This window comes from Microbulbifer variabilis, assembly GCF_052467165.1.
Window position 1 is genome coordinate 1023613 of record NZ_CP174301.1, and the last position, 26422, is coordinate 1050034.

Here is a 26422-nt window from a genome sequence, read left to right on the forward strand (position 1 = left end):
CAGTTTCTAACCAGAGCGGATCACGGCAGTACCCAAAGCATTTTTCCCCATTTAGCAAAAGTAATTAAGGAGATTGTCATGGCGTACAATGAAACATTGGCAGAAAAAGTGCGCAACCTACTGCAGGGAAATCAAGGTCTGAGTGAGAAACAGATGTTTGGTGGCCTGGCATTTATGTTAAATGGCAATATGGCTTGTGGTGTAGTTGGGGAAGAGCTAATGGTTCGTGTTGGGCCGGACAATTACCAGGATGCATTGGCGGAGCGCTATACCAGGCCAATGGATTTTACCGGCAGGCCCCTTAAAGGTATGGTGTATGTTGAAGAGGATGCCGTTGCGGAAGATTTGGATAACTGGGTAAATCGCGGTGCCGAGTTTGCCGGTTCTCTGCCTCCCAAGTAATTTTAACATAGCGAGGCCAGCATAACGGTGAGAAAAAAGAGCCGACAATTGCACTCCGGTTCTGAAGCTTTATCTGCTATTTCCCCTCAGTAAGCCTTCTCGCTAAAAAACACTGTGCCATCTACAATCAGCGCCGAGCACTTTTAATAGAAGCCGTAGGAGATTGCTGTGACACTCGGTCGCGGTATTCGCTAAGGGTATCGATCATGTATTTTATCGAATTAAATAATGGTGTGGAAATTCCCCAGATTGGAATGGGAATGTCCGCGCTGGGCAGCTGGCAGCAGGATGATGAGTACGTCACTGATGTTATTTTAAAAGCTATCGCTATTGGCTACCGGTTGTTTGATACCGCTTCGATTTGCGGAAATGAGCGGGCATTGGGCCGTGCAATAAAGGAGTCTGGCCTACCCAGGGAAGAACTTTTTATTACCAGTAAAGTTTGGGATACGGAGCAGGGTGGGACAAAAACCCATGATGCCTTTGCTCGGAGCCTAGAGCGATTGCAGCTGGAATACCTGGACTTGTATTTGATTCAATGGCCTGTTCCCGCTTATACGCGTGAAACCTGGGAGGCTATGGAGGCATTATACCAGCAGAAAAAGGTAAGGGCACTGGGCTTATCAAATTTTCGCAAATCGGATATCGAGCAGATTGCGACCTTTGCTGAAGTGCGACCGGTTATTAATCAAATAGAGTTGCATCCATACTTTACTCAACAGCCTTTGGTCGATTACTGCCAGTTTCACAAAATTGCTATTGGCTGTTGCTCTCCTCTCGGATCGGGAAGTTGGAGCGGTGTGCCTCTTGCTGAAAAGCCAATTGTAGATCCGGTGATAGCCGAAATCGCCGATAAGTATTCAGCTACGCCTGCACAGGTAATTTTGAAGTGGAATATCCAACAGCACCGTATTGTAGTGCCCAAATCGGAGTCCTTAGAGAATATTAGGACCAATTTTTTGTTGAGTGATTTTAATCTGAGTAATGCAGATATTCAGGTAATAAACAGCTTGAATTGTAATAAACGTTTTGGTGGTGACCCGGATTATGTACATAAAATTAATATGACTTTAAAAGTGCCGGATTAAGAGAGAACTTAAGAAATTTACAACTCTACTGATTTTGATGTCAGGTTCTTTGTTAAATTAAATTTTCTGGATTTCTCCATTTCAATCTTGATGTTTAGAAGTTATCTTGCGCAGAATTTCATAACTTGCAATAGCGCAGGCCGATGTCACATTCATTGAGGAGTTAACACCCTGCATAACTATATGTACAGTTGCATCGGCTATCTTCAATAATTCCTCACCAATTCCATCTTTCTCCGAACCTAGAACCAAACAGATCTTATCACCCCCGGTAACTGGGGCATGACTTAATTCAACACTATGTGATGTAATTTCCAGGCAGATAATTTGATACCCCTCTGTTTTCAATCGTTGGGCAGTTTTTAGGGCATCATTCTCGTATTGATAGGGGATCTGCTGTTCTGTTGAACGGGAAACTTTGCGGATCTTGGAGTTTGGCGGTACTAGGCTCTTTCCTGCCAGGTAAATTTTCTCCACGCCCAAAGCATCGGCAATGCGAAAGAGCCCCCCCACGTTGCTGGGGGTACGGATGTCAGTGGCGAGGTAGCAGAGAGAAAACTTATGTCTGCCAGGTGAATGATCGTTGTGCTCTTTTTGCATGTTACTACTGCTGAAGTTCTTTGCCAGGTCCCTAAAATGTTTCAGGGGTGTTCTATTGTTGATGTCTGTGAGCCTATTTTGGCTTCTACGTGAGATCTACTCTGCAGCTTACGCATTCTCTCCACCAGGGAGGGTTCGCGACTGGCTTTCTGGTTTTGGATCTGCATGGCCTGGCGGTAGACTTTGTCCGATACAATAAACTCTTCGGCTCTTTGATTGATTTCACTATAGCGGGTGTTTAGCTCGGAGACCTTGTTGGAAAGGTGCTCGAGGTCGAGGATGCGGTCGAAGTAGAGTGCAATCAGGCGCTCACACTCCCTGGCAATCGCCAGGTATTCATTGCCTACTTGACGATGACCTTCGTAGTTCTTTTTGAAATTGAAAAAAGTCTGAATTCCCCCCAGCAGCGCCGCTATTAATGCCAGTGCAGCGCCAGTCCATTTGGTCCAGTCAGGCAGTTCAGCATTGATCAGGGAAAAGAACAGGGAGCCTAAGAACAAGTTAACTACTACGATTGGTACACCGCAGAGCACGTGCAGGTTTCGGCCTTTCATAGAGGCCCGGAAGTGGCTGTGCTTACACAGGTGTGCGTTCCAACGCAATTTATCCAGTACTTCAACTGTATTGGGTATCGAACTCATGAATCCCTTCCGCCTGTTTTGCACTCACTTTGAGGGTGATAGTTTGCCGGATAATCATGATATGTACAGGAAAAGGGAGGGGAGGAATTATGGGCGTGTATGTTTTATAGGCAAGTTTTGTGTGGGGCCCCTTGTAAACAGTAAGTGAGTACCTGCCGAACAAAGCCCCAGTCTCTTGGCGTGGGATCAGAAACTATAGGTTACGCCCACTGCAGAGAAGTTGGCTTTATCATTTTGAATCTCGTAGACAGTGTGCTCCAGGCTAATACTCCAGTCACGAGTGGTCCAATTCACTTCCACACCATAGTAAGGGTTGCTCCCGCTATCCTTTTCATTGTCCCAGCTGTAAGACCTATAGTAGGGTTCTACCTCCAGCAGCTCACGATCACCGTTATACCAGTTGAGAGTACCGGAGGTCTCACTTTGGCCGCTATTGTTTTCACACCACTGGTGAACACCAAGGCGAATACCAGCATTTAGGTTTTGCTGAATTGGTGCTGTGAGAGCTAATCCTACGCTATAGGAGTTATATTCAGCTTCCTGTTTACTTTTGTAATCATAGTTTTCCACTATGAAATCATCATCGTCAATGTACCATTCGAGGCCGTGAACATTAGATTCATAGTCTCTGCGGATACTTCCCAGATCAGTCATACCCCCCTCAACAGCAATATAGCTATTTACCCGGTAGCCAAAAATAAAGGCATAACCTGTAGAACTAAGGTTCTCTCTAAGTGCGTAGGAGCTTTCTGAATCGAACTCTGTATGGCCGAGTGAAGCTTTCAAGTAGAAAGGTTTTTCTTCAGCGTAAACGCCGGTGCTGGCCAGCGCAATAAGGGTAACAAGAGTGGTGTATTTCAAAGGGTACCTCTAGAAGCAGATGCTCAAGCCTTTAATCAGTGCCTCCTACAAAATAATAGGGTTCGTTGAGGTCCCTGGCTTATGTGGAGGTCTTTAGCTTTTGCTTGGAAAAAAATAACAAAATAATAAATTGTCACTATTGTACATTTGCGTCTGATTTACTAAAAGTGCCTCATTTCCAATTTGTAGGCCTGTCGGGCTTTCCTGGTAAGTGAATATTTGCTCTTTTGATGGCATTGTTGTTATCGATTGAGTGAAATTTAAACAGCGACTGATAGGGTTTTGTGTACTGCGGATACTTTTGGATTTTCTTATCTCAAACTACTGCGCTTAGTGTCTGCTTTCTTGTATTTTGTGTGCCCACCTGGAGGGCTGAGGACACCGAATCTGATTACCCGAAAGGATAGATAAACCAATAACAAATTTACCCTTACGCATTTTGGGGGCAGGTATGTCGATTGCGCGGCAGCGCTTCATAGTTTTGGGGCCATTGTTGGCAGTGGCTTTCTACTTCTTTTTATCCATGGTAGGGATGCAGTATCTGCCTGCAGTTACCGCAGCAATTACGTTGCTGACGGTCATCTGGTGGATTACTGAGGCCCTGCCTATTCCCGCCACGTCCTTGGTACCTTTTGTGCTTTTGCCCTTATTTGGGGTTGCAGACCACAAAATGGTAGCAGCCTCTTTGGGCAGTCATGTGATATTACTGCTGATGGGCGCATTTATTTTATCGAAGGCCCTGGAAAAGAGTGGTGCCCATGAGCGCCTTGCCCTCTATATGCTGCGTCTCTTTGGGGTCTCCAGTGGCCGGCGCTTGGTTTTGGGTTTTATGCTGGCTGCCGGGTTCCTCAGCATGTGGATTTCCAACACTGCCACAACCCTAATGATGTTACCCATTGCTTTGGCAATCCTCTCCCGCATAAAAAATGAACGTCTTACTATCGCATTAATCCTTGGTATCGCTTACGCAGCCAGCCTCGGGGGGGTGGGCACGCCCCTTGGGACCCCCCCTAATGTGATTTTTATGGGAATCTATGAAGAGGTGACTGGCAGGGAATTCAGTTTCTTGGGTTGGATGAAGGTGGGAGTGCCGGTTGCCCTGGTAACTTTACCAATAATGGCTCTTTGGCTAACCCGTAATGTGCATCTGAAAAATAAAATTGAACCGCCGGTGATTGGAGAGTGGCGGGCTGAAGAAAAGCGCACACTGATAGTTTTTGGGGTGGCAATCTTTTTTTGGGTTACGCGCAACGCACCATTTGGTGGCTGGAGTGATTGGCTGGGAATTGGGGCTGCCGGGGATAGTACGGTCGCCCTCGCGGCAGTGGTAGCCATGTTTATGGTACCGAATGGCAAAGGGGGGCGTCTGCTGGATTGGCAGACTGCTGAGACAATCCCGTGGGGAATGCTACTGCTTTTTGCTGGTGGTATTGCCCTTGCCAAGGGCTTTACTGCCTCAGGGTTGAGCGACATGCTTGGGAATGGGCTCTCATTCCTGACTGCAATGCCGCTGTGGTTGATGTTGGTTATTTTGTGTCTTGGGGTTACTTTCCTGACAGAGATTACCAGTAATACAGCTACGGCGACTTTACTAATGCCGATCCTCGCTGTAGCGGCCACCTCCGCAGGTTTCGATCCCATGGTGTTGATGATTCCCGCCGCTATGAGCGCAAGTTGTGCTTTTATGCTGCCAGTTGCCACGGCGCCTAATGCCATTGCCTATGGCACAGGAAAGGTGCGTATGCAGGATATGGTGCGGGAGGGTGCAGTGCTGAGCGTGACCGCTTCACTCATTATTGCGGGGATGTGTGGATTGATATTGGCATAGAGCGGCTGGCAGTTGCTTTTTTGATCGTCTGGTCATGTATTTTGAATAAGAAAATGGAACTGTAGAGGAATAAGAATCAATGAAAACCACCACCGCGACGTTAGTACTCGCCCTGGGCCTTGCCGCTTGTGGCAAGTCCAGTGATGAGACAGCTAACGCTAATTTAGATGCAATAACACCTTCTGAGCAGCCATCGGCTCCAGTTGCTAAAAAAGTGCCTCATAAGATGATTGTGCACGGTCATGAGCGTATAGATAACTACTATTGGATGCGCGATGACGAACGCAAGGCTCCAGAAGTCATCGCGCATCTTGAGGCGGAAAATACTTATACTGATACTGTTATGCGCCACACTAAAGAGTTGCAGGAACTACTCTTTGAGGAAATGACGGGGCGACTGGAGAAGGATAAATCAACTGTACCTGTGTACCACAATGGATACTGGTATTACACCCGTTACCTGCCGGAAAAAGAATATGCTATTCATGCACGCCGTAAAGGTAGCCTGGAAGCTGCTGAGGAGGTGATGCTGGATGTCAACCAACTGGCGAAAGATTCAGGTTATTTCAGTGTTGGGCGCCTAGGGGTGTCTCCCAGCAATAGGTTGTTGGCATATCCGGAGGATAATGTAGGGCGTCGTGTTTACACTATTCGTTTCAAAGATCTGAAAACTGGGGAATTGCTGCCTGATAAGTTGGAGAATGCCTCCCCGGTAGCTGTTTGGGCTAACGATAACCAGACAGTTTTCTACATTGATAAAGACCGCCAGACCTTGCTTGGTTATCAGGTAATGCGCCATAAGTTAGGGACGCCGCAAAGTGAAGATGTCGTTGTTTATGAAGAGCGTGACAAAGCATTTTATACTTGGATTTCCAAATCAAGAGATGGGGAGCTGGTGAGGATTCACCACAGTTCCACAACCAGCAGTGGCCAGTCAATCCTGAATGCTAACGCCCCGCTCACTGACTTTTCACCTTTGCATCCCCGCGAAGAGGATCATGAATATTCAGCTCTAAAGCTGGGAGATGAATTTTATATCCTGACCAATTGGCAAGCTGAAAACTTCCGCTTGATGAAAGCTGCACTGGCAGATGCTGCAGATAAGTCTAAGTGGCAGGAGGTGATACCACACAACAACGATGTTTTATTGGAAGATTTCACCTTATTTAACCATCACCTTGCTGTGATAGAGCGAAAAGCTGGTCAAACGGGTCTTAGGATTATCAATCTCGAGAACAATAAAGATATTCAGGTAGGTTTTAATGATCCAGTATATAGATTGGGCCTGAGCGCGAACCCCAACCTGGATTCTAATAGCGTACGGGTATCTTATTCGAGTTTGACGACACCAAATAGTGTTTATGAGGCCGAGCTAGATACCGGTAATCTGGAGCTGCTTAAGCAAGATATAGTTCCTGGTGGCTTTGATCCAGAGCACTATCAAAGTGAAGGCATTCTGATTACTGCCCGCGATGGGGTAAAAGTGCCGGTATCTCTTGTGTATCGGAAAGATAAATTCCGGCAGGATGGTTCTAACCCTTTACTGCAGTACGCTTATGGCTCCTATGGTAGTACGGTGGACCCCTGGTTCCGCTCTTCTGTGATTTCACTGCTTGATCGCGGCTTTGTATTTGCGATTGCTCATATTCGCGGCGGCCAAAAATTGGGGCGGGCTTGGTATGAAGATGGAAAGATGTTCAATAAGAAGAACACTTTTACGGACTTTATCGATGTAACCAAAGGCCTTACTAAGATGAAGTATGGCGCTCCAGATAAGATATTCGCTTCAGGCGGTAGTGCCGGTGGTCTGTTAATGGGGGCCGTCGTGAATATGTCTCCGGAGTTATATCGGGGAGTGACTGCGGCAGTACCATTTGTCGATGTTGTGACCACTATGCTGGATGAGTCTATTCCTCTGACAGTCAACGAATATGATGAATGGGGAAACCCGAATAATAAAGATAGCTATGAATATATGCTGTCATATTCACCCTACGATCAGGTGAAGGCACAAGACTATCCCAATCTGCTTGTAACTACTGGCCTGCATGACTCCCAGGTACAGTATTTTGAGCCTATGAAGTGGGTGGCTAAGTTACGTGAGTTTAAAACTGATAAAAACCGGCTGCTGTTCAATGTAAATATGGAGGCCGGACATGGCGGCTCTTCCGGTCGCTTTCGCCGTTACCATGAAACTGCTTTGCAGTATGCCTTTTATCTGGATCTCATCGGGCAGGAGGCAGTTGCTGTACCTGTAGAGTAACTGGAGTCTCACTTTAAGAAACGCGCACTTCTCCACTTTGAGGATGTAGCGAAAGTTGCAGCTTGGAAATAAGGGAGGCAAAGCTTTTGGTAGGCTTGCTTCCCTTTTCTAATTCAAAAGAGAGTGAAATTTACTTATTTGCGGTAGTCAAGCGGTGGCTTGCGATTGCCGAGAAGGGGGATGTACTCAAAGCTCTCTCCACGCTTTTGGCTGAACTCTTGCTTAGCCTGTTCCACCAGTTCAGGGTACTTCAGTAATTGAATTCCAGTGAGTGCCAGGGTTTCTGCAGCTAAAAGCATCCCTTTGTGACCAATACTTGTCCCTCCTGCCGCTACGGCCTGCCAGGTATGGGCTGATGTGCCCGGAACCCAGGTTGCGGTGGTAAAACCGCCTGTAGGCACATTCCAACTTACGTCCCCCACATCGGTGGAGCCGGGGAAGGGGGCCTCGCTAGGGTTATAGTCGACAATGTTTTCTTGGTCACCGATTTGACGACCGGGGCGGTGAGTAAGTCCCTCCAGGTTCTTGGCAAATTCCAATTCATCGGTTGAGTACTGGATACCGCCAAATTGCCGCATACTGGAATCGATAAGGCGATTCAGCGTTTGGTTTGGTAGAAGACTATGGTTACCATGAATTACCTCCCACTCCACTTCAGTACCTGTGCCTTGGGCGGCAGAGCGCGCTATCTCTTCCACGCGTGACCATACTGGCTCTAGGTCTGCAGCACTGCGATCACGTACATAGTAAAAGACCTCTGCATTGGCTGGAACGACATTGGGTGCCATTCCACCATTTGTAATTACATAATGAATGCGGGTGCTGTCTGGTACATGTTCACGCAACATGTTTACCATGAAGTTCATAGCCTCGACGCCGTCCAAAGCGGAGCGGCCATGTTCAGGTGCAGCGGCTGCATGGCTGGCAATACCCTTGAAACGAAATTTTGCAGACTTGTTTGCCAGGCTGGATTGTGGGTGAGCTTCATTTTGGTCACCCGGGTGCCACTGTAGAACTATGTCGGTATCTTCAAAAGCGCCAGCTCTTACCATATAGACCTTGCCAGAGCCTCCCTCCTCAGCTGGCGTACCATACAGGCGAATCTCACCGTCCGTGTCAGTTTCCTGTAACCAACGACTGAGCATAACCGCTGCTGTTGTTGATCCAGCGCCAAACAAGTGATGTCCACAGGCGTGCCCAGCGTTCTGCTTCTCAATCGGGCTATGGTAGGGCACCGCTTTTTGGGAGACTCCGGGTAGCGCATCCATTTCTGCCAGTAGTCCAATGGTTGGTCCTCCTCGTCCCTGTTTAAAGGTGGCGACGAAAGCAGTGGGTATGTCTGCGATACCCTCTTCGATCCTGAAACCCGCAGCTTTCAACTGAGCTTGGATGGCCGCACTGCTGAGGGTTTCCTGATAACCTACCTCGGCCAAACTCCACAGGTGATCAGCGAGTTCAATAGCCTGGGATTTCATCTGTTCAGATTGGCTGCTAACCCAACTAGCATCCTCTGGTAGTGATTCAGGCCCTGAAGCATCTGCTGTAGCAACTGAGATAGCAAAAATAAGGGCGGGGAGTGTACGTCGGACCATATGGAACTCCTGCTGTTATAAAATAGATATTCAAGAAAGTAGGTGTATACAAAGTATCAGTTTGGGGAGAGTTTTTCTCTGTTTTCATTACTCAGGTGAGTCCTAATTTACTCACCAGAAATCAGGCTGGGAGTGAGTCCCTATTTAAAAGTCTCTTGTCATTTTACTAGTCGTCCTTGCTTTAGGCTGATATAAGTCGGTATGAATTTTTACGGAGTATTTTTACATGCGTAATTTTTTAGATATTGAGGCTCCGGTAATTGATAGATTTGGAGGAGAGGCAGGCCTTGAAGCAAGATTGACAAAACCCAAGGCGGCGGAGCAGATCCAGTCTATTCCCAATAGTCAGTGGCTATCTGCCGCCTCAAGGGCTGTTTTTCAGGCGGGATTTAGCTGGAAGGTGGTGGAGAAAAAATGGCCAGGTATTGAGAATATCTTTCATGGGTTTGACCTATCTTTTTGCCGGTACTTGCCGGAAGAGGTACTTGATGACCTGATGCACCAGGAGGGAATGATAAAGCATTGGACGAAAACACGATCGATACCAAGGAATGCAGATTTTTTTTGGCAGCTGTCTAATAAGCACGGCAGTCTGGGAAGCTATTTTTCCAGCTGGAATACAGCTAATTATATAGAGAATCTAAAGTATCTGCGCAGGGGCGGAGATAGGTTGGGAGGTAAAACTGCTCAAGTATTCTTACGCCGAATGGGGGTAGATACTCTGGTTTTTGCTAGCGATACCATAAGGGCGCTTGTCAGGGAGGGAGTAGTGGATAAATCTCCCTCTTCAAAAAAGGACTGGGCAGCATTGCAAGAAGCAATTGAAACCTGGCAAATGCAATCCAATCGCAGTTTGAATGAAATTAGCCAGATATTGTCACTATCTGTAGGGTGAGTTTATGGGTGCTGGATAGGGGGTGGTGATAGCTATCCAGCGCTTCATTCAGATACCGAAGTCAAGCCCTTATTCAAAGGCTGATTTATTGGGTTCTGGACTCAGACTGAATTCTAAAATCTACTGCAAGATCTGCTTCATATAGAATCTCATCAAAGGAAGGTTCCTGCTCGAAAGAGTAAAGGTCATCCTGTTGTACTCTGGAGCCAGTGACTACGACTTCCTCAATAGCCATGGCACCACCGGTGGCTCGAAAGTACGTGTTATTTTTCCGAATGCCGACGGGTATTAGTTTTACACCCAAAGCCATCTCATAGTCGGTTTTCTGTTGTAAAATATTTTGTAGGGCTTGAGACTGTACCTCTTTGTTGGTCTGCCTCTCTTTTGAATGCTCAAATGCAGTGTTTACAATCATAACCTCTTTATTTTGATCTGCGAGCCGGGCGACAGCTTGTAGCTGATCTTCTCCCTCTATTGTAATTGCTACTCGATTCATTACTTTGTAGCTGTTAGGCCTTTTGCCTAGCCAGCCAAATTGTGGAGAAGAAGAAAATCTGGAGTTCTTGATTTTATCTTGATCAATGCCTGTTGTAATGAGGCTCTGTCGGAGCTTTGTACGAAGAGAGTGATTTGCTGTGATGGCATCTGATAATTGTTCTTCTTCGGTAGTAACGACTAAGCTGATGATGGCACGGTCAGAATAAGCGGTTTCTTCAGCGCTACCACGGATTGTGACAATATTGTCTGCAGGATATAGGATTCCGCGTAATTCTTGAGGAGAACCCTTTATTTCTGGTTCTGCTACGCAGATATTGGATAGAAGAAAGGTAAATAACAGTAGCATCCTGTTCATTTTGATTTCTCACTTTGAAAAGTCGTTGTTGGTGGGCTTATATTAAAAATTAGCTGAAGTTGTAATTATATTTGCAAACCCCTCCGAGGTCATTAATTAGTCATAAGTGACCAAAATCACTAAAAACTGATTTAAATTGCCAAAGTGTGACAAGTTGAGTGTTAGGCGTTCTGGGGAAATAAATTCTGATTTTTATCAAATAACTTTTCTAGATGACTTTGGGTCGCCCGGGGCTTAGGAAAGTCTTTTTAGGGAATTTTTCTGGCTAATTTCATCTATATAAAAGCTTTTATCTATACTTTTTCCAGGTTTTTATCCTATGCATATTTATTCCTCAGGCTTACTTTGAACCAGTAGACACTTTTTGCTTTAGCTACTTCGCAGAAAATCGATTGCATAGCCTTTAAGGTCGGCCGTTGTTTCTAGGTGGGACAACCTGGCTAGGCCCAGCCAATAACTATATTTGTAGCGACTTTCTGGAAGAGCAGAACTCATGGGAACATTATTTAACAAGAAATTACTTGCAGTTACCTTAGTAACACTTCTGACCGCCTGTGGTGGGGGTGGCGGGGGAGACTCATCTTCTGATACTGACCAACCTGCAGGAGATGGTGGTAGTGGACAGGGTTCCGGAAATGGGCAAGGAGGCGCAGGTGATACGCCAATATCAGATAATGTCGGTACTTCAGTGATGGTCGGTGATGTAGAAGTCACTGAGCTTGGATTTGCCACTTTGAAAGCTGTGGATGTGACCTTGCCTGATGCAATGAATAACGCCAAAGAAGTCTATCAAATGGCTCACTATATTGCTCGGACAGATGGTGAGCAGAATGAAAATGACATTGATATCCCTATTCGTAACTATGTAGCTACCTGTGCGACGGACACCGAGACTCCCCGAATGTTTGTCTCAACAACTTTATCTGAGGGGACCAGCGCTGACGATACCACCTATGGTTCCGTGTATGAACTAAAATATAACCCCGAAACCTCCAGCTTCGACCAGACAGGCAATGCGACAATTTTAAAACAATGCCATGAATCCCATGGTATTGCCGCGAGCAAAGATTGCTCCCGAGTGGCAGTACTTTGTAATACAGATTACCAGGCGCATGAACGCTACGAGGTTCAAGGGGACCTTGTGGAGCAGTATGGTAGCGGTTGGATGACAATGGAAGATAATATTGACAAAATTGAAGCACGAATTAGTAATGAAATTGGCTTAATGGTGGCCACTAATCATGGAAAATTCATTGATTTCTTCACTGAGCACCCGACATTAAAATTTGATGATTTTCTCCCCGGTTTGAAAAGCACGTTCCCTGATACTGATTTCGGTGAATCACCTTCCTTTACTACCATTAAAGGTGCTGAAATGCAGGAGGAAATGGAATATATCATAGATAATTTATCCTCTGCCGATCACGATGCTCTTCTACAACATATTCGTGACAATGGTTACAAATATAATGATCAGATATGGCTGCTGGAGTGGGAGAGCGAAGCTCTGAGTGAAACGCCCGATGCTTATGTAGTAAATAAAATGCATGGCGGATCTCATGTGGGAACAGAAGAATTGGTTTACGTGGATACAGATAGCCAGGGGAGGTCTAGCTATGCTTTCTCGGCCTCAGCCCGTGTATTCGATAATGAAGGGGACTCACATTATTCTGCGGGCTTAACGGTTATCAATCGAAATGATTGGTCGCTGAATATGAGTGGTTCGGATAATCGCGGTTGGTATTGGGCTTGTGGCGATGGCCATGTTGTCAATATCCGGGCATTCTATAATCCCGATAATGAGAAATATGGGGCTCTATGCACTAGCGACTGGAATGACTGGATTGGCAGCACTCACGGTCAGCTTGGAACTATCGCGATTAAAATGGAAACCTCAAGTTCGAGCTCTGAAGGCTATTTTAACCATTTTGTACCTTCAACCGCGGCAATGGTCTCCAATGGTGGAGGGCATACTGTTGTGCCCCTGGATGCAGATACTAATTTGTCATTAATTGTCTCTCCAAAATTTATTGCTGATGCCGATATGGATCGGTTTCTACAAGATGAAGTGGGTGTAGACCCTAGCAAAGAGGGGCCATTTGACGAGGAGTGTTCAGATTATGATGAAAATAACTGCTTCCTCTCTTATATGTCTTACAATTATTGGTACCCAGAGAAAGCCCAGTTTCCTTCAATTGAGCGTCAAGGACTTTATTCAGGAGATGCTCTGGATCCTTCCTCTCTGACACGCATTGGTATTGCTAAGGTCAATGGTAGTGGAAGCATTAGTGGGCAAGGCTTTAAGTGGCTGGTAGAGGATAATGATTGCCAGGTTAGTGATCCTCAGCTAGTTGACTTAAAAAATGGTCGTTATTTATTCGGATATGCCAAGTTCCAGTGTATCTCGGATAACTTACCCTTTGATCGAATTTATAGCCCAAAGTCATTACGTCTCTTGGTTCCCAAAGCCTACTATGTGATGGAAATTGATGCGGACTTGAATGTTCTTGAAGGGCCGATTCAGTTGCCTAATCATGGTTGGGGTGGATTGGATGAGCCTATGTATATGGGTGGTGGCAAGGTAGCTTGGAGTTACATCAAGAACCCAACTTTTGAAAACTATGGTGGTGGTCAGCAGAATACGTGGCAGGCGATGATTTATCACTCAAAAAGCGTTAACTAATTCGATTGTAATTTGATCAGCAGTTTTAATTTTCTGCGCGCTTTTTATAGAGGGTTTGTTGACTAAAAAGGGGGGGGGAAGCCCCCTTTTTCACATTTGCTATTTTTCGGCCTGGTTAAAATTTGGACAAAAAATCTATCCAGATATGGGGTTCTTCCTGTGCGGTCTGTTTGATTTACCAGGGCTTTGGTCAAGATTTATAAGTTTTTTAAAATATATTTGGTTAACTGCCTGAATACTTGCCTTCTGACTAACTGGTCTGCAAGCATGTCGCTCCGGGTTCTCGTTTGGCGCTTGAAGTCCTATTACCGCAATATCTTCTCCAGATAAGTTTGCCAGTCCAAAAATAGTATTCCGGCCAATAAAAATAATTTTTTGGAAGTGTGAAGTGGGGCTGGGAAAAAATATAAGGATACAACAATGACATTCTACAAACGATTGGGTGTAAGTCTCTCTCTTGCACTTGCTGGGCTCATGGCGTCAGCTTTTGCAGCAGCTGACAACTGCTATATTCTCGTCCATGGTCATGGTACCGAAGGGCATATTAAACAGCGCACTGATTCTCAAGGTAAGCTGGAACAGCCAGCCCTGGATTATTGGAGCGAGGCCTTCTTTGATAAATACAATGGTAGTAATTTTATCCAGCAGTTGCGCATGAACGGTGGCAACTACGGAGTAGTTGGATATAACTCCACCGATGAGGGTGAAATGCCCTATTGGCATGATGGTACAGCAGGTGAGATTGCCCGGCAGATCATTGATATTCGCAGTGGTAAGGGAGATGGATACGAGCATGATAATCAGTGTGAAGCCGATGATACCTTTTGGGTGATTGCTCATAGCCAGGGTGCGGCGCAAATGATGTACCTCACCGGCAATGCTGTACCCGGATCTCCTTACTACAATCGCGCTTATAACCAGTTTGACACAAATACTGTTACTGAAAGCTCAAAGGTTTGTACTGGCAGATGGTTCTGGAAGAGATGTAAAACCGAAACCAAGACCTATAACGTAGCTGGTTTAGATGACCGTTATGCGGTTGAGGTTGACTTTAATAAAGCGATTAGTGGTATTGCTGCAATTTTCACTACTGGTGGTGCTATTACCGGCACAGAATTTGTCGATCGGCTGTGTAACGGTAGTTGGATAGAAAGCGTGGTCAATGATCTGTTTATAGGTCGAGAGTGCTCAGCGGTGCGCTATCTGCAGACAAATGATGTTTATGCGGTGCGTAACTATGTAGGTACAAATTTGGCTGCACCGGTTTATACCATTGGCGGTTATGCGGGCTTCCCTGGCATTGCAACTGCAAGTTCCCTGTTGTTGGGCGGTGAAGACGACGGTTATATTAACCTGGCGTCTCAGATGAACTGTTCTGGCTCAGGGAAGCGCAACCTCTACTCAAACCTGAAAGAATACAAAACCTTCCTGGGTATCGCATACGGTAGCGCGATCTTCTCCTGTGATAATGATCACAAAGGTACTGCACGCTCTTATAACCTGGCGAGCCTCTATACTGACCATGATGCTCAGCGTAACGGCGGTATTATGGCCCCAGACTACACTGGTATCCCCGGTGGCCTGAACTGTGGTGCCGGTAAAAATACGGCTGGTCGTATTGCTGCCTGTACAGAGTAATTAGCTCATCGTTTTAAAAAGCCCGCTTTTAAGCGGGCTTTTTAGTTTGCGGGAATCACATATTTACTGCTATTAATTTTTAGCTCTAGTGATCCTCTGCCACTTGTAAATTGTTCTCTGCTTTCATACGAGATACTTCGATCTCTTCCGCAAAAATCTCATGGATGCCGAAACGGTAACTGTCAGTACTGTTTGCCGCATGGGTACCGCCCGGAATCGTTGTAAATGCAATGCGCCAGGGAGTGTTCTCTCGTTCTTTCCAGTGCTTATGCCAGGAGAGTGCATCATTGCGTAGGTTTGGCATGTCTTTAGAGCCACTGGTTACTACCAGAGTCAGATCCTCTCTTGTCGCTTGTACAGGTTCCCTATGGAAAAACTCCTGCTGTGGAAGAAAGGTGGCGTTACTAGCTATCAAGCCTTGAAATAAGTCGGGCTTAGTAAAGGCCGTGTACAGTACAAAATGCCCCCCGCGGCTTTGACCGAAGAGAACCCGTTGCTGAGGGTCTATTGCGTAGCGGCTTTCAACTGCTGGCAAGAGCTCCTGCTCTAGAAAGTTGAGAAACTGTGCTGCACCGCCGTACTTAAGTGTGTCACTGTCACTGGGTAGCGAAAAGTCAAAACTGCGATGATTGATCTCGGGTTTAAATGAGCCGTATGCAATACCTACGATAATCGCCTCGGGGGCGTAATCGTCGTAATGCATAAACAGGTGATTAGTAGCCAAAATTGGGAACAGGGAATCCCCATCGAGGAGATAAATTACCGGGTAAGTTGTATCCTCGTTTGAATTGTAGCCCTCAGGCAGGCGAGTATAGATATGGTAGGGGCGCCCAATAATCGTTGAATCCAACTTAAAGTAGTCCCCTTTCAGGGCAGGCAAAAACTCGAGTGGTTGGGAATGATTTTCAGGAGAAGAGTTACTTTGGTGGTTAGCAGGGCAGCCACTTAGCAGTCCGGTTGCTAGTAGCGTTGATAGAAAACGAATAAGGGGCTTTTTCATCGAGTCTCCTATACTAACGGTGGGATTCATTGGTTGACTAGGTCTCTACTTATATTCTCAAGTGGGGTGCTAATGAGCAATATAAAGCTTGCTTCTGGTAGAGATTTCCCTTCCATAAAGGTACAGCGACTTGGCGGAGGTGAGTTGGTGCTGGGGAAGCCCGACGGTAGTTTTCATTGGCAGATGGTAGTCGCTTACCGAGGTAAGCACTGCCCTCTTTGTACCAAGTATTTGCGTGTATTGAGTGTGCTACTACCCCGCTATCATGCGGAGGGTATTGACGTGGTTGCTGTCTCTGCCGATACCGAGGAAAAAGCTTCTCTGCATATGGAAACAATTCAGCCGGGATTTACTATCGGTTACGGTTTATCAATACCCCAAATGCAGCAGCTTGGGCTCTATATTTCAAAACCCCGCTCCCCAGAAGAAACAGACAGGCCCTTTGCTGAACCGGGTGTTTTTGTCATCAACGAATCAGGAAGGCTGCAAATAGTCGATATTTCCAATGCACCTTTTGCAAGGCCTGACTTGCAAACGCTATTGGTGGGTATCGAGTTTATTCGAAATCCTGATAATCATTACCCAATTAGGGGAACATATTAGGAGTTTTTAAATACACAGCTAATTTGGGGAGACTGCTTTTTGGATTAAAAGTTCATAGTAAAGTTAGGGGTCTTGAATTTAAGGGGGGAGGGTAGTGATGAACGCTTTGCTATCTAAAGTTAATGATTCCAAGCTTACTCTAATTGCTAGTAGAAAATTTATATTTATTGATGGCCTTAACAAAAAACTATATCTGTTTATGGTAGAGAGATTATTACTCAGTATCAATTTCTCGATAAAGCGTTTGTTACCCTACATGATTGGCGGTCTCTGGATCAGGGAGTTAATATCTATCTGGGGGAGTTGTGGATTTTACTTTGAATTCGGATGTCGACTTGTGGGGAGGTTTGGATGACGTAAAAGTTATCTAGCCGAATACTATTTGCTTTGCCGAATTCTTTGCGCTGGCGACTGCGCTGCTATGAGTGAGCAAAGCCGATTTTTATATCTTTCTACGCCTTTTGGCTTTTGGTGGTGTCGAAACTTATTTCATTCCTGATTTTCATTGCAGCGTCTCAAGTGAATCGTATATATAAATATCAGGCGGCGAATCTGTAAATGTCTATTTCCTAAGCAAGAAAACAGGTGTTTAGCCTGTTATCTTACTTTTATTCAATGGAATTAAGCTTCTTTGTCAGATTATTGAAACGATAGCTTCAATATGAATGGCTCATTTAGAAGTTGTTCAGTTCTTCCCGCAGATCGACCTCTAGCTCCTCTGAGTTAGTAATCCATACGCTTTTATCCGACGCAGGAAACACACCTATTTCAATGCCGTCACCTTTTAAGCCGGAAAGCCACTTCTTTAAAAACTGTGGTAAGGGAATACTTTTAGGGGTGAGGCCTGCTTCATTCTCAGCATAGGCTTGGGCAAATTCAGCGCTTGGCCATACTGGTAGATATTCAAAGCCACCGTCTTCATCGGTGTGTATTTTAAGAAAGCAATTTTGGCTATCGATCAGTATCCAGATCTCCCGCTCTTCTCCGGCTATGCTCAGGAAATACTCATAGCGATCTTCACAGCTCAAGGTAGCAATATCGTTCAAATCAGGGGTGTTCATAGAGAATTCACAATCATAAATTTAAGACGGGCGGCTACGACAGACAGCGTCTTCTTGGGGGTTGAGTGCAGCTAGTATGAGTTATTATGCGCCAATTTTGAATCTTGTCCAAACTGTTTAACCTATTGATAGGCGTCAATGGTGATCTATAAGGGCTTTAGTGGAACATAAATCTAGTTTGAGGGAGGTAGTAAGAATAGGGACTCACTATATGCTGTATTCCCAAAGTCACTATCTATACATGGTGATTGCTATTGTTATCTGACTGTACATATCTCAAAAACAATCCTCTCGATGTTTCACAAAGGCCTCTTGAGCACATCTTATTTGGCTTTTCCCCCTGTTTATTTAGGTTCTCCCCCCGTTCACAGCTTTCTTCTAGAACACTTTCCTTCTACCCCCTAACTTTGAGGTTTTATTTAGGTAAGGTAGTTAACATGGAAAATCAAAGACAAGTATCAAGTCATCAAAGCAAAATTAATGTACTACTAGCATTAAGCGTACTTTTTTTGGGCGGCTTAATGGGGCTTAAGAGGGATACAGTTGAGTTTGAAGAGATTTTTGTCGAGCGAATCAATATTGTAGAAAAGAACGGATTAAATCGTATGGTTCTAGCAAACTCAGATAAGGCGCCAGGGGTCGAAAGGTATGGGCGAGAGGTATTTCGATCAAAGTCCTCTAGGCCTGGGATGATTTTTTACAATGATGAGGGGACTGAAAATGGGGGATTTATATTTCGAGGAAGTCAGGACGGTGGTATAACTAACCATGGGTTACATCTATCTTTTGATAGATATAATCAAGATCAAACTCTAATGGTGCAACACATTGAAAGTTCTGATTATATGGTCACGGGCCTTACAGTAATGGACCGTCCTGATCAGGATATGGATTTTGATCTGTCTAAGGAGTTTAGTGAGGCTAAAAGGCTTGGCGATAAAGAGCGAATAGCATGGTTAACAAAGCGGTATAAAGAAGAAAAGCTTGGCGGGACTAGAAGGGCTTTTTACGGTACCCTAAATGGTGATTCGAAGCTTCAGCTAAATGATATTGATGGAAACAAACGTATTCAGCTAATGGTTACCAAAGATGGTGAGGCAAAATTAGAGTTTCTCGATGTCAATGGTCAGGTTATTATGCGTCTTCCGCAGTAAATAAATAAGTAAAGTATAAAGATGAGCAAGGCAGCCATTATTTTTTTGACGACGTGTTTCTCAATTTTGGTTGTCTTGTACTCTGCTACAATAAAAGCTACTCCGGGAAATGCCATCGTTATACATTATGATGCACCAATTTGGATTGTATTGCAGTGCTTTCTCTCTCAATGGTTATCGTTGAAAGTATATGGCACGTTAATACCAAGTAAAAAAGAGGATAATATATCCATCCAATTCTTCCTTGCAGTTTTTGTAATTAGCGGCTTTATCTACCTTTTCCTGGCAATATTTCTTACTTTGTCTTTGGAGCTGTTCTTTGGTATCCAGGAGATAGATAAAAGACATGTGTCCTTACTTGCGTTGAGTTTGATTTTTTTACATGTTTTAAATTGTGGTGCAGTTATTTCCTTTAAGCTAATTAAAGGGGTTAATGAGCAACGTCTAGATTTGGAGAGAGTGCAAAAGTTACTTTTGGAGAAGCAGCTTGAAGCCATGCAGCAGAAGCTGGATCCTCATTTCTTATTTAATAATCTTAATGTTCTGTCGGCACTTATAGGTTCCAATCCTGAGGTAGCTGATGAGTTTCTAGATAAATTTACAAATATCTATCGCTATGTCTTAGAGTGTCAAGATTTCAAAACGATAAGTCTTGATCGTGAAATTAATTTTGCAATGGATTATATGTCATTGGTGGAGCAAAGGTTTTCTCATGCGTACAAATTAGATGTTGAATGTAGAAGAAATACTTTATATCAACATGTAACTTTACCTTGCTCTCTTCAGTTGGCGCTGGAAAATGTAATCAAACATAACCAGGGGGATAGGGAGAATCCTTTATGGGTTAAAGTAATAGTGACTGATCACTGGCTTGAGGTGAGAAATAAAATAAGGCCAAAAGTTACAACGGTTCCTTCGGGAAAGTTAGGACTAATAAACCTGAGGAAAAGATCGGAGATGATCCTAGGTAGGTCAATAGAAGTCATGCAAAAGGATGGTGAATTCATGTTGCGCCTTCCACTAGCCTGTAACTAATGTAATCATTCGATGAATATTCTATTGATTGAGGATGAGCCGTTAACGGCCGAGAAACTAAAGAACTATATACTGAAGTATAACTCTCAAGCCAAAATCTTGGGTCCGTTGGATAAGGTTGAAAAGGTTCGGAGATTTTTCCTGGAGGAAATCGAGTTAGATCTTATATTCTCAGATATAGAGCTGCTCGATGGGCCGGTGTTTCACGTGTTGAGTGAGATTGATTTACCCTGCCCGGTTATATATACCACCGCCCATGATTCCTATTGGATGAATGCTTTTCAAAATATGGGAATTGAATATTTACTTAAGCCATATTCTTACAAGCGTTTTACCGGTGCTATGCTGTCTTTCGAGCAGTTAAAGAGTAGTTTTTCAGATAAAAATTATGCCAAGGAAGAGCCGGCTGGCGGCGCTGGATTTAGATATAGATTTCTATTGAGAAAGGGCAGAGGTGTAGAGGTTTTATGGGTAGAAGATATTATTTGCCTAAGGGCTGAGCAAGGAATTATTGTTGCGCACGATAAAAAAGGGATGATTCACCCGTTAGTGCAACAGTCGGTGACTGATCTTGAGTCCCAGCTGAACCCTCAAAAATTTATTCGAATCAATCGTAGCGATATTGTCAATATCCAGTATGTGCAGCGCTTTGAGGCTTACGGTAAAGACACTCTCGCCGTTCATCTCTCAGGTTTGAACGAACCTCTCATAACTAGCAAGACAAGAAGTTCTGCTTTTCGGCGCTGGCTTGATAGTTAAACTTAGGCAGAAGTATTTGTGGGGTGAATACTAGGGAGAACCTTCAGCAGGCTATTATTAGGATAAAAAAAACGGGCATCAAGCCCGTTTTCAATACTTCTCTTCCTGTGAGCGACTACTTTCTCCTTTTTTAGTAATTCGCTTACCAGGAGGCGCTTACCACTGTAGTGCGCCACCGGTTTGATATTCAATAACCCGGGTTTCGAAGAAGTTTTTCTCTTTGCGCAGGTCCATGATTTCAGACATCCACGGGAATGGATTCTGGGCACCTGGGAACTGCTCTTTCAAGCCCAGCTGGCTGAGGCGGCGGTTGGCGATAAACTGGAGGTATTCCTCCATCATGTTCGCATTCATACCGAGCACACCGCGGGGCATGGTATCGCGGGCGTAGGCGACCTCGAGTTCCATACCTTCGAGAATCATTTGGGTTACTTCCTGTTGGAATTCTGCAGTCCACAGGTGTGGGTTTTCCAGCTTGATCTGGTTGATCACGTCGATGCCGAAGTTAAGATGCATAGACTCATCACGCAGAATGTACTGGAACTGTTCGGCAACCCCCGTCATTTTGTTACGGCGACCCATAGACAGTATTTGGCTGAAACCGCAGTAGAAGAAGATGCCTTCGGTGACGGCGTAGAAGGCGATCAGGTTGCGCAGCAGCTCCTGGTCGGATTCAACAGTGCCGGTTTTGAAGTTGGGATCACCGATTGCCTGGGTATGGGAAAGGCTCCAGGCTGCTTTCTTGGCAACTGCAGGCACTTCGCGGTACATATTGAAGACTTCACCTTCATCCATGCCCAGGGACTCAACACAGTACTGGTAGGCGTGAGTGTGGATAGCTTCTTCAAAAGACTGGCGCAGCAGGTACTGGCGGCACTCCGGGTTGGTGATATGGCGGTAGATCGCCAGCACCAGATTGTTGGCAACCAGGGAGTCTGCGGTGGAAAAATAACCGAGGGAATACTCCACGATGCGACGCTCATCCTCGGTGAGACCGTTAGGGTCTTTCCACATGGACACGTCTTTGTTCATGTTGATTTCCTGGGGCATCCAGTGATTGGCACAGCCATCCAGGTACTTTTGCCAGGCCCAGTCGTATTTAAAGGGCACTAACTGGTTGAGGTCAGCGCGGCAATTGATAATACGCTTTTCATCCACCTGGATACGGGCTGCGCCCATTTCCAGTTCTTCCAGGCCGGGAGCTGGGTCCATATTGGCAACTGTTGCCCGTGCAGCTTCAACAGCTGTGGAGCCACTTTGGGCCGCAGGCGACGCCGGAGTGGCTGTGGGAGCTGTTGCTTCCGCTGTGTAAGAAGCACTGGGTTCTTGCACAGCTTTCGCCTGGGTCTCCGGCGCCGGTCGCGGTTCGGTTGCTTTCTCAGGTTGTTGGGGCTTTGTTTCGAAGTCGTCCCAGCTCAGCATAGTTGGCCCTTTTGATTGGTCTCGGTATCGAAAGTTCGATATTAATTTTCTTCAATCTTCCTGGCGCGATACTCGCAGGGAGGGGCCAGGGGTGATGTACCGGTTTTTTTCCGGCAATAATTCTTTGGAGTAGGTATTTTCTACCTGCCCGGGCACAAAATTACTGTGCCAGATCAATTACTGCTTTGCTTTTTACCCGTATTTTTCCGGGTTCTAGAGCCTGGGAAGGCTGCTTGGGCAAAGGAGTTCCGATGCTTAAAGTCGGTGTATTACAGCAATTTTGTATTTTGCACTTTGGGAAAATTCCTGTTGCTTGCAGGTCGCAGACGATCCCCGGCCCGTAACTTCTTCCGGCTTTTTGGTACCGGGCGGGCCGGGGTCGCTGCGCATGGTCATGCCCGCACGTGCGGTTACGACGCTCTCCCCCGAGAGTTAGTGCAGCCCCTTAAAAAAGGGGCAATAATTTTACTGACAGGCTTCGCAATCCGGGTCGTCCAGGGAGCAGGCCTGAGGTACCGCAGCTGGAACCGGTGCCGCCTGTTCAGCAGGCTCTGCAGCGGCCATGCCGTTACTTCCGTGTGCGCTTACCGCATTTAAGGTGCCGCTGTTTACGGTGGATTTCTCTGTGGTCGTGGCAGCCAGGGCGCGCAGGTAGTAAGTGGTTTTCAGGCCGCGGAACCACGCCATGCGATAGGTCAGGTCCAGCTTCTTGCCATCGGCACCGGCAATATAAAGGTTCAGGGACTGGGCCTGGTCGATCCACTTTTGGCGACGGCTGGCGGCGTCCACAATCCAACGCGGTTCCACTTCAAACGCGGTGCGGTATTTCGCTTTCAGGTCTTCCGGTACGCGATCGATTTTCTGTACGGAACCCTCGTAGTATTTCAGGTCGTTAACCATGACCTGATCCCAAAGGCCGCGATCTTTCAGATCGTGTACCAGGTAGGGGTTCACTACGGTGAATTCGCCGGACAGATTCGATTTCACATACAGGTTTTGATAAGTCGGTTCGATCGACTGGGAAACCCCGGTGATATTGGCAATGGTCGCGGTAGGGGCGATCGCCATCACGTTGGAATTTCGCATACCCTGAGATTTTACTTTTTCGCGCAGGCCGTCCCAGTCCAGAGTGGAACTGGTGTCCTGTTCGATAAACTGCTGGCCGCGCTGCTCAGCCAGGATCTGGATAGAATCCAGTGGTAGAACACCCTTGCTCCACAAGGAGCCTTCGTAGGTCTGGTACTTGCCGCGCTCGGCAGCCAGATCGCTGGAAGCGGAGATGGCTTCGAAACTGATCGCTTCCATGGTGTTGTCGGCGAAGGCGACGGCTTCGTCGCTGGCGTAGGCGATGCCGGCTTTGTACAGCGCATCCTGGAAGCCCATCAGGCCCATGCCTACCGGGCGGTGACGCATGTTGGACTGTCGTGCACTTTCAACCGCGTAGTAGTTGATGTCGATAACGTTATCGAGCATACGTACCGCGGTTTTTACGGTATTGGCCAGCTTGGTGCGGTCGAGTTCACCGTTCTCACCAATGTGTTGAGCCAGGTTGACGGAGCCCAGGTTACACACGGCGATTTCGTCGTCGGCCTTGGTGTTGAGAGTGATCTCGGTGCACAGGTTGGAGCTGTGTACCACACCGGCGTGCTGTTGCGGGCTGCGCAGGTTGCAGCTGTCTTTAAAGGTAATCCAGGGATGGCCGGTTTCGAACAGCATGCCCAGCATCTTGCGCCACAGGTCGAGTGCGCGGATTTTCTTGAACAGGCGCAGCTTGCCTTCGGCAGCCAGTTGTTCGTAGTGGTTGTAGCGCTCTTCGAATGCGGTGCCGAACAGGTCGTGCAGGTCCGGGCAATCCGCCGGGGAGAAGAGGGTCCATTCTTTGTCTTCGAACACGCGCTTCATAAACAGGTCGGGGACCCAGTTGGCGGTGTTCATATCGTGGGTGCGGCGGCGGTCGTCACCAGTGTTCTTGCGCAGCTCGAGGAATTCCTCGATATCCAGGTGCCAGGTTTCCAGGTAAGCACACACAGCGCCCTTGCGCTTGCCGCCCTGGTTGACTGCTACTGCGGTGTCATTGGCCACTTTCAGGAAGGGCACAACACCCTGGGACTTGCCGTTGGTGCCTTTGATATAGGAACCCAGGGAGCGCACTGGCGTCCAGTCATTGCCGAGACCGCCGGCCCACTTGGACAGCATGGCGTTATCGCGGATAGCACCGTAAATACCGTGCAGGTCGTCCGGTACCGTTGTCAGGTAGCAGGAGGACAGCTGCGGGCGCAGGGTGCCGGCGTTAAACAGGGTCGGGGTGGAGCTCATGTAGTCGAAGGAGCTCAACAGGTTGTAGAACTCTACCGCGCGCTCGTTCTTATTTTCTTCATTAATGCTGAGGCCCATGGCGACACGCATAAAGAAGATCTGCGGCAACTCAAAACGAATGTCATCGCTGTGCAGGAAGTAGCGGTCGTACAGGGTCTGCAGGCCCAGGTAGGTAAACTGGTGGTCGCGTTCGCCTTTTAAAGCTTCGCCGAGTTTTTCCAAGTCGAAGGTGGCCAGCGCCGGGTCCAGCAGGTCCAGTTCGATACCCTTTTCCACGTAGGTGGGCAGGGTGGAGGCGTAGAGCTTTTCCATCTCGTGCTGGGTGGCGCGCTCTGCAACGCCAAGGAAGCGCAGGGCTTCTGAGCGCAGCTTGTCCAGCAGCAGGCTGGCAGTGGCAAAGGTGTAATTGGGCTCCTGCTCAACCAGGGTACGCGCAGTAATCACCAATGCGGTATTGATATCGTTTTCGGAAACACCGTCGTACAGGTTTTTCAGCGCTTCACTGAGGATGGCGTCGGCGTTTACATCCTTGAGGCCCTCACAGGCTTCACTGACAACAGTGCGCAGGCGCTCCATATCCAGGGGGACAAGGCTGCCATCGTCGAGTTTTACACGAATACTGGGGTGGGCATCGATAGCTTGCTCAGTTTGCTGAGCGGTTTTCACTTTCTCAGCGCGCAGACGGGCGTGCTCTTCGCGGTAAAGTACATAGTCGCGCGCAACCTTGTGCTCGCCGGCGCGCATCAGGGCCAGTTCTACCTGGTCCTGAATTTCCTCGATATGAATCGTGCCGCCAGAAGGCATGCGGCGTTTGAAGGTAGAGCTGATCTGGCCAACCAGTTCTTCAACTTGTTCGTGGACACGGCTGGACGCAGCGGCGGTGCCGCCTTCAACAGCGAGAAAGGCCTTGGTAACGGCGACGGAAATTTTACTGTCGTCGTAGGGGACAACGGTACCATTGCGCTTAATTACGCGGATTTGTCCCGGTGCAGTAGCGGCCAGAGTGGTGCCGCCAGTAGCCTGGTCGCTTGAGGTGCCCGACTTTTCCGCAGGCACGGTTTGAGAGCGCCCTGTCTCTGTGTGCATGTAAATCTCCGAAAGGTTGTTTTGTTGTCTGTCCGCGTGTGTTCACTAGAACAGCGGCCACTGGACTACGTGGCATGTGCGGAGCGGGTCCATCGCATTCAGTAATTTCTCCCACTCTGTGGGGGATACTGGAAACAGGCGGCTTGATGACCGGCGCACAGTTAAGGTCTGCCGGCTGCTGCCTGCGGCGGATAATTCCTTTCCGCCCGCTTACCTCTGATTCTGCTTTGAAAAAAGCAGCGTCTGACGCCCACCGCCAAAAAGTGTGGCAAGGCGCCGGAATTTGCCCCTTGAATTGGGGATGCCCTTAGCCCTCTACCCCAATATATAGGGGTACGGCCTCGAGTGCGCTACAAGATAATGCGGTAGGCGGGCCAGTTCAAGGCGAATAACTTTGTAGTTGTTTGTGGATAAATTGTGGGTAGGCTGGTTGAGTCAGTAGCCACTTCCGCGGCAGAGCCCGCCATAGCTGGGCTGCATGGGATTAGGCACTTCGGGAGTGGGTTAAATACAAGCTCTTACAATTTTTTTTAATAGCGAAGGCGTTCTAAATTAACAACGGCAATAACCATTTTTATATGACCGTAATTTGAGCAAATTGGTACTAAGATGATCAACTTTGTGGCGTGAATTTAATGTTGG

The 26422-nt window shown here is 46.8% G+C and carries 20 protein-coding genes; 11 read left to right on the forward strand and 9 right to left on the reverse strand.

The features are described from left to right. Positions 1-78 precede the first annotated feature (78 nt). Together ACJJIP_RS04435 and ACJJIP_RS04440 are read left to right on the forward strand one after the other, a co-directional pair. The gene (locus ACJJIP_RS04435; RefSeq protein ID WP_020412695.1) at positions 79-402 is read left to right on the forward strand and encodes a TfoX/Sxy family protein; all 324 of its coding nucleotides are present in this window, start codon (positions 79-81) and stop codon (positions 400-402) included. 206 nt (positions 403-608) lie between these two features. Further along, positions 609-1490: an aldo/keto reductase gene (locus tag ACJJIP_RS04440; protein ID WP_020412696.1), complete on the forward strand. Its 882-nt coding sequence runs from the start codon at positions 609-611 to the stop codon at positions 1488-1490. 81 nt (positions 1491-1571) lie between these two features. Here the strand turns inward: ACJJIP_RS04440 and ACJJIP_RS04445 are convergent, their stop codons facing one another. The 3 genes from ACJJIP_RS04445 to ACJJIP_RS04455 all read right to left on the reverse strand — a co-directional run bounded on the left by ACJJIP_RS04445 (position 1572) and on the right by ACJJIP_RS04455 (position 3592). Further along, positions 1572-2090, reverse strand: coding sequence for a TrmH family RNA methyltransferase (locus tag ACJJIP_RS04445; RefSeq protein ID WP_353376070.1), 519 nt, complete (start codon positions 2088-2090; stop codon positions 1572-1574). 41 nt (positions 2091-2131) lie between these two features. After that, positions 2132-2731 (reverse strand): SLATT domain-containing protein, encoded by a 600-nt coding sequence (locus ACJJIP_RS04450; protein WP_020412698.1) that lies wholly within the window; start codon positions 2729-2731, stop codon positions 2132-2134. Positions 2732-2917: 186 nt separating this feature from the next. Further along, complete coding sequence (locus tag ACJJIP_RS04455; RefSeq protein ID WP_444946292.1) at positions 2918-3592, reverse strand: outer membrane beta-barrel protein; 675 nt, start codon at positions 3590-3592, stop codon at positions 2918-2920. 451 nt (positions 3593-4043) lie between these two features. On the opposite strand from ACJJIP_RS04455, the gene ACJJIP_RS04460 reads away from it, so the two are divergent. Then, a complete protein-coding gene (locus ACJJIP_RS04460) occupies positions 4044-5420 on the forward strand; it encodes an SLC13 family permease (protein WP_020412700.1) in 1377 nt (458 codons plus the stop codon). Between the two features lie 79 nt (positions 5421-5499). Continuing rightward, the gene (locus ACJJIP_RS04465) at positions 5500-7683 is read left to right on the forward strand and encodes a S9 family peptidase (RefSeq protein ID WP_444946293.1); all 2184 of its coding nucleotides are present in this window, start codon (positions 5500-5502) and stop codon (positions 7681-7683) included. Between the two features lie 134 nt (positions 7684-7817). On the opposite strand, the gene ACJJIP_RS04470 is transcribed toward ACJJIP_RS04465, so the two are convergent. After that, positions 7818-9275, reverse strand: a complete 1458-nt coding sequence (locus tag ACJJIP_RS04470; protein ID WP_020412702.1) for an amidohydrolase — start codon at positions 9273-9275, stop codon at positions 7818-7820. A 226-nt stretch (positions 9276-9501) separates the two neighbouring features. Here ACJJIP_RS04470 and ACJJIP_RS04475 point away from each other — a divergent pair, with 226 nt between their 5' ends. Further along, positions 9502-10170, forward strand: coding sequence for a DNA-3-methyladenine glycosylase I (locus ACJJIP_RS04475; protein WP_444946294.1), 669 nt, complete (start codon positions 9502-9504; stop codon positions 10168-10170). An 85-nt stretch (positions 10171-10255) separates the two neighbouring features. Here ACJJIP_RS04475 and ACJJIP_RS04480 read toward each other — a convergent pair whose 3' ends face one another. After that, on the reverse strand, positions 10256-11023 hold the full coding sequence (locus tag ACJJIP_RS04480) for an SIMPL domain-containing protein (RefSeq protein ID WP_020412704.1): 768 nt from the start codon (positions 11021-11023) through the stop codon (positions 10256-10258). Between the two features lie 493 nt (positions 11024-11516). Between ACJJIP_RS04480 and ACJJIP_RS04485 the strand changes: the two genes are divergently transcribed. Together ACJJIP_RS04485 and ACJJIP_RS04490 are read left to right on the forward strand one after the other, a co-directional pair. Continuing rightward, positions 11517-13706: a hypothetical protein gene (locus tag ACJJIP_RS04485; RefSeq protein WP_444946295.1), complete on the forward strand. Its 2190-nt coding sequence runs from the start codon at positions 11517-11519 to the stop codon at positions 13704-13706. Positions 13707-14126: 420 nt separating this feature from the next. Then, on the forward strand, positions 14127-15344 hold the full coding sequence (locus tag ACJJIP_RS04490) for a hypothetical protein (RefSeq protein WP_020412706.1): 1218 nt from the start codon (positions 14127-14129) through the stop codon (positions 15342-15344). A gap of 85 nt (positions 15345-15429) precedes the next feature. On the opposite strand, the gene ACJJIP_RS04495 is transcribed toward ACJJIP_RS04490, so the two are convergent. After that, positions 15430-16344, reverse strand: coding sequence for an alpha/beta hydrolase (locus ACJJIP_RS04495; protein ID WP_444946296.1), 915 nt, complete (start codon positions 16342-16344; stop codon positions 15430-15432). 72 nt (positions 16345-16416) lie between these two features. Here ACJJIP_RS04495 and ACJJIP_RS04500 point away from each other — a divergent pair, with 72 nt between their 5' ends. Further along, a complete protein-coding gene (locus ACJJIP_RS04500) occupies positions 16417-16947 on the forward strand; it encodes a redoxin domain-containing protein (RefSeq protein WP_020412708.1) in 531 nt (176 codons plus the stop codon). Positions 16948-17621: 674 nt separating this feature from the next. On the opposite strand, the gene ACJJIP_RS04505 is transcribed toward ACJJIP_RS04500, so the two are convergent. Next, positions 17622-18008, reverse strand: coding sequence for a DUF2750 domain-containing protein (locus ACJJIP_RS04505; protein WP_020412710.1), 387 nt, complete (start codon positions 18006-18008; stop codon positions 17622-17624). Between the two features lie 437 nt (positions 18009-18445). On the opposite strand from ACJJIP_RS04505, the gene ACJJIP_RS04510 reads away from it, so the two are divergent. The 3 genes from ACJJIP_RS04510 to ACJJIP_RS04520 are packed head-to-tail and all read left to right on the forward strand — an operon-like array spanning position 18446 to position 20956. Further along, complete coding sequence (locus tag ACJJIP_RS04510; protein ID WP_020412711.1) at positions 18446-19162, forward strand: hypothetical protein; 717 nt, start codon at positions 18446-18448, stop codon at positions 19160-19162. Between the two features lie 21 nt (positions 19163-19183). After that, complete coding sequence (locus ACJJIP_RS04515; protein ID WP_444946297.1) at positions 19184-20197, forward strand: sensor histidine kinase; 1014 nt, start codon at positions 19184-19186, stop codon at positions 20195-20197. Between the two features lie 12 nt (positions 20198-20209). After that, a complete protein-coding gene (locus tag ACJJIP_RS04520; protein ID WP_282952715.1) occupies positions 20210-20956 on the forward strand; it encodes a LytR/AlgR family response regulator transcription factor in 747 nt (248 codons plus the stop codon). 156 nt (positions 20957-21112) lie between these two features. Here the strand turns inward: ACJJIP_RS04520 and ACJJIP_RS04525 are convergent, their stop codons facing one another. Next, positions 21113-22378, reverse strand: a complete 1266-nt coding sequence (locus ACJJIP_RS04525) for a ribonucleotide-diphosphate reductase subunit beta (protein WP_020412714.1) — start codon at positions 22376-22378, stop codon at positions 21113-21115. Positions 22379-22843: 465 nt separating this feature from the next. Beyond that, positions 22844-25780: a ribonucleoside-diphosphate reductase subunit alpha gene (locus ACJJIP_RS04530; RefSeq protein ID WP_020412716.1), complete on the reverse strand. Its 2937-nt coding sequence runs from the start codon at positions 25778-25780 to the stop codon at positions 22844-22846. Between the last annotated feature and the right edge of the window lie 642 nt (positions 25781-26422).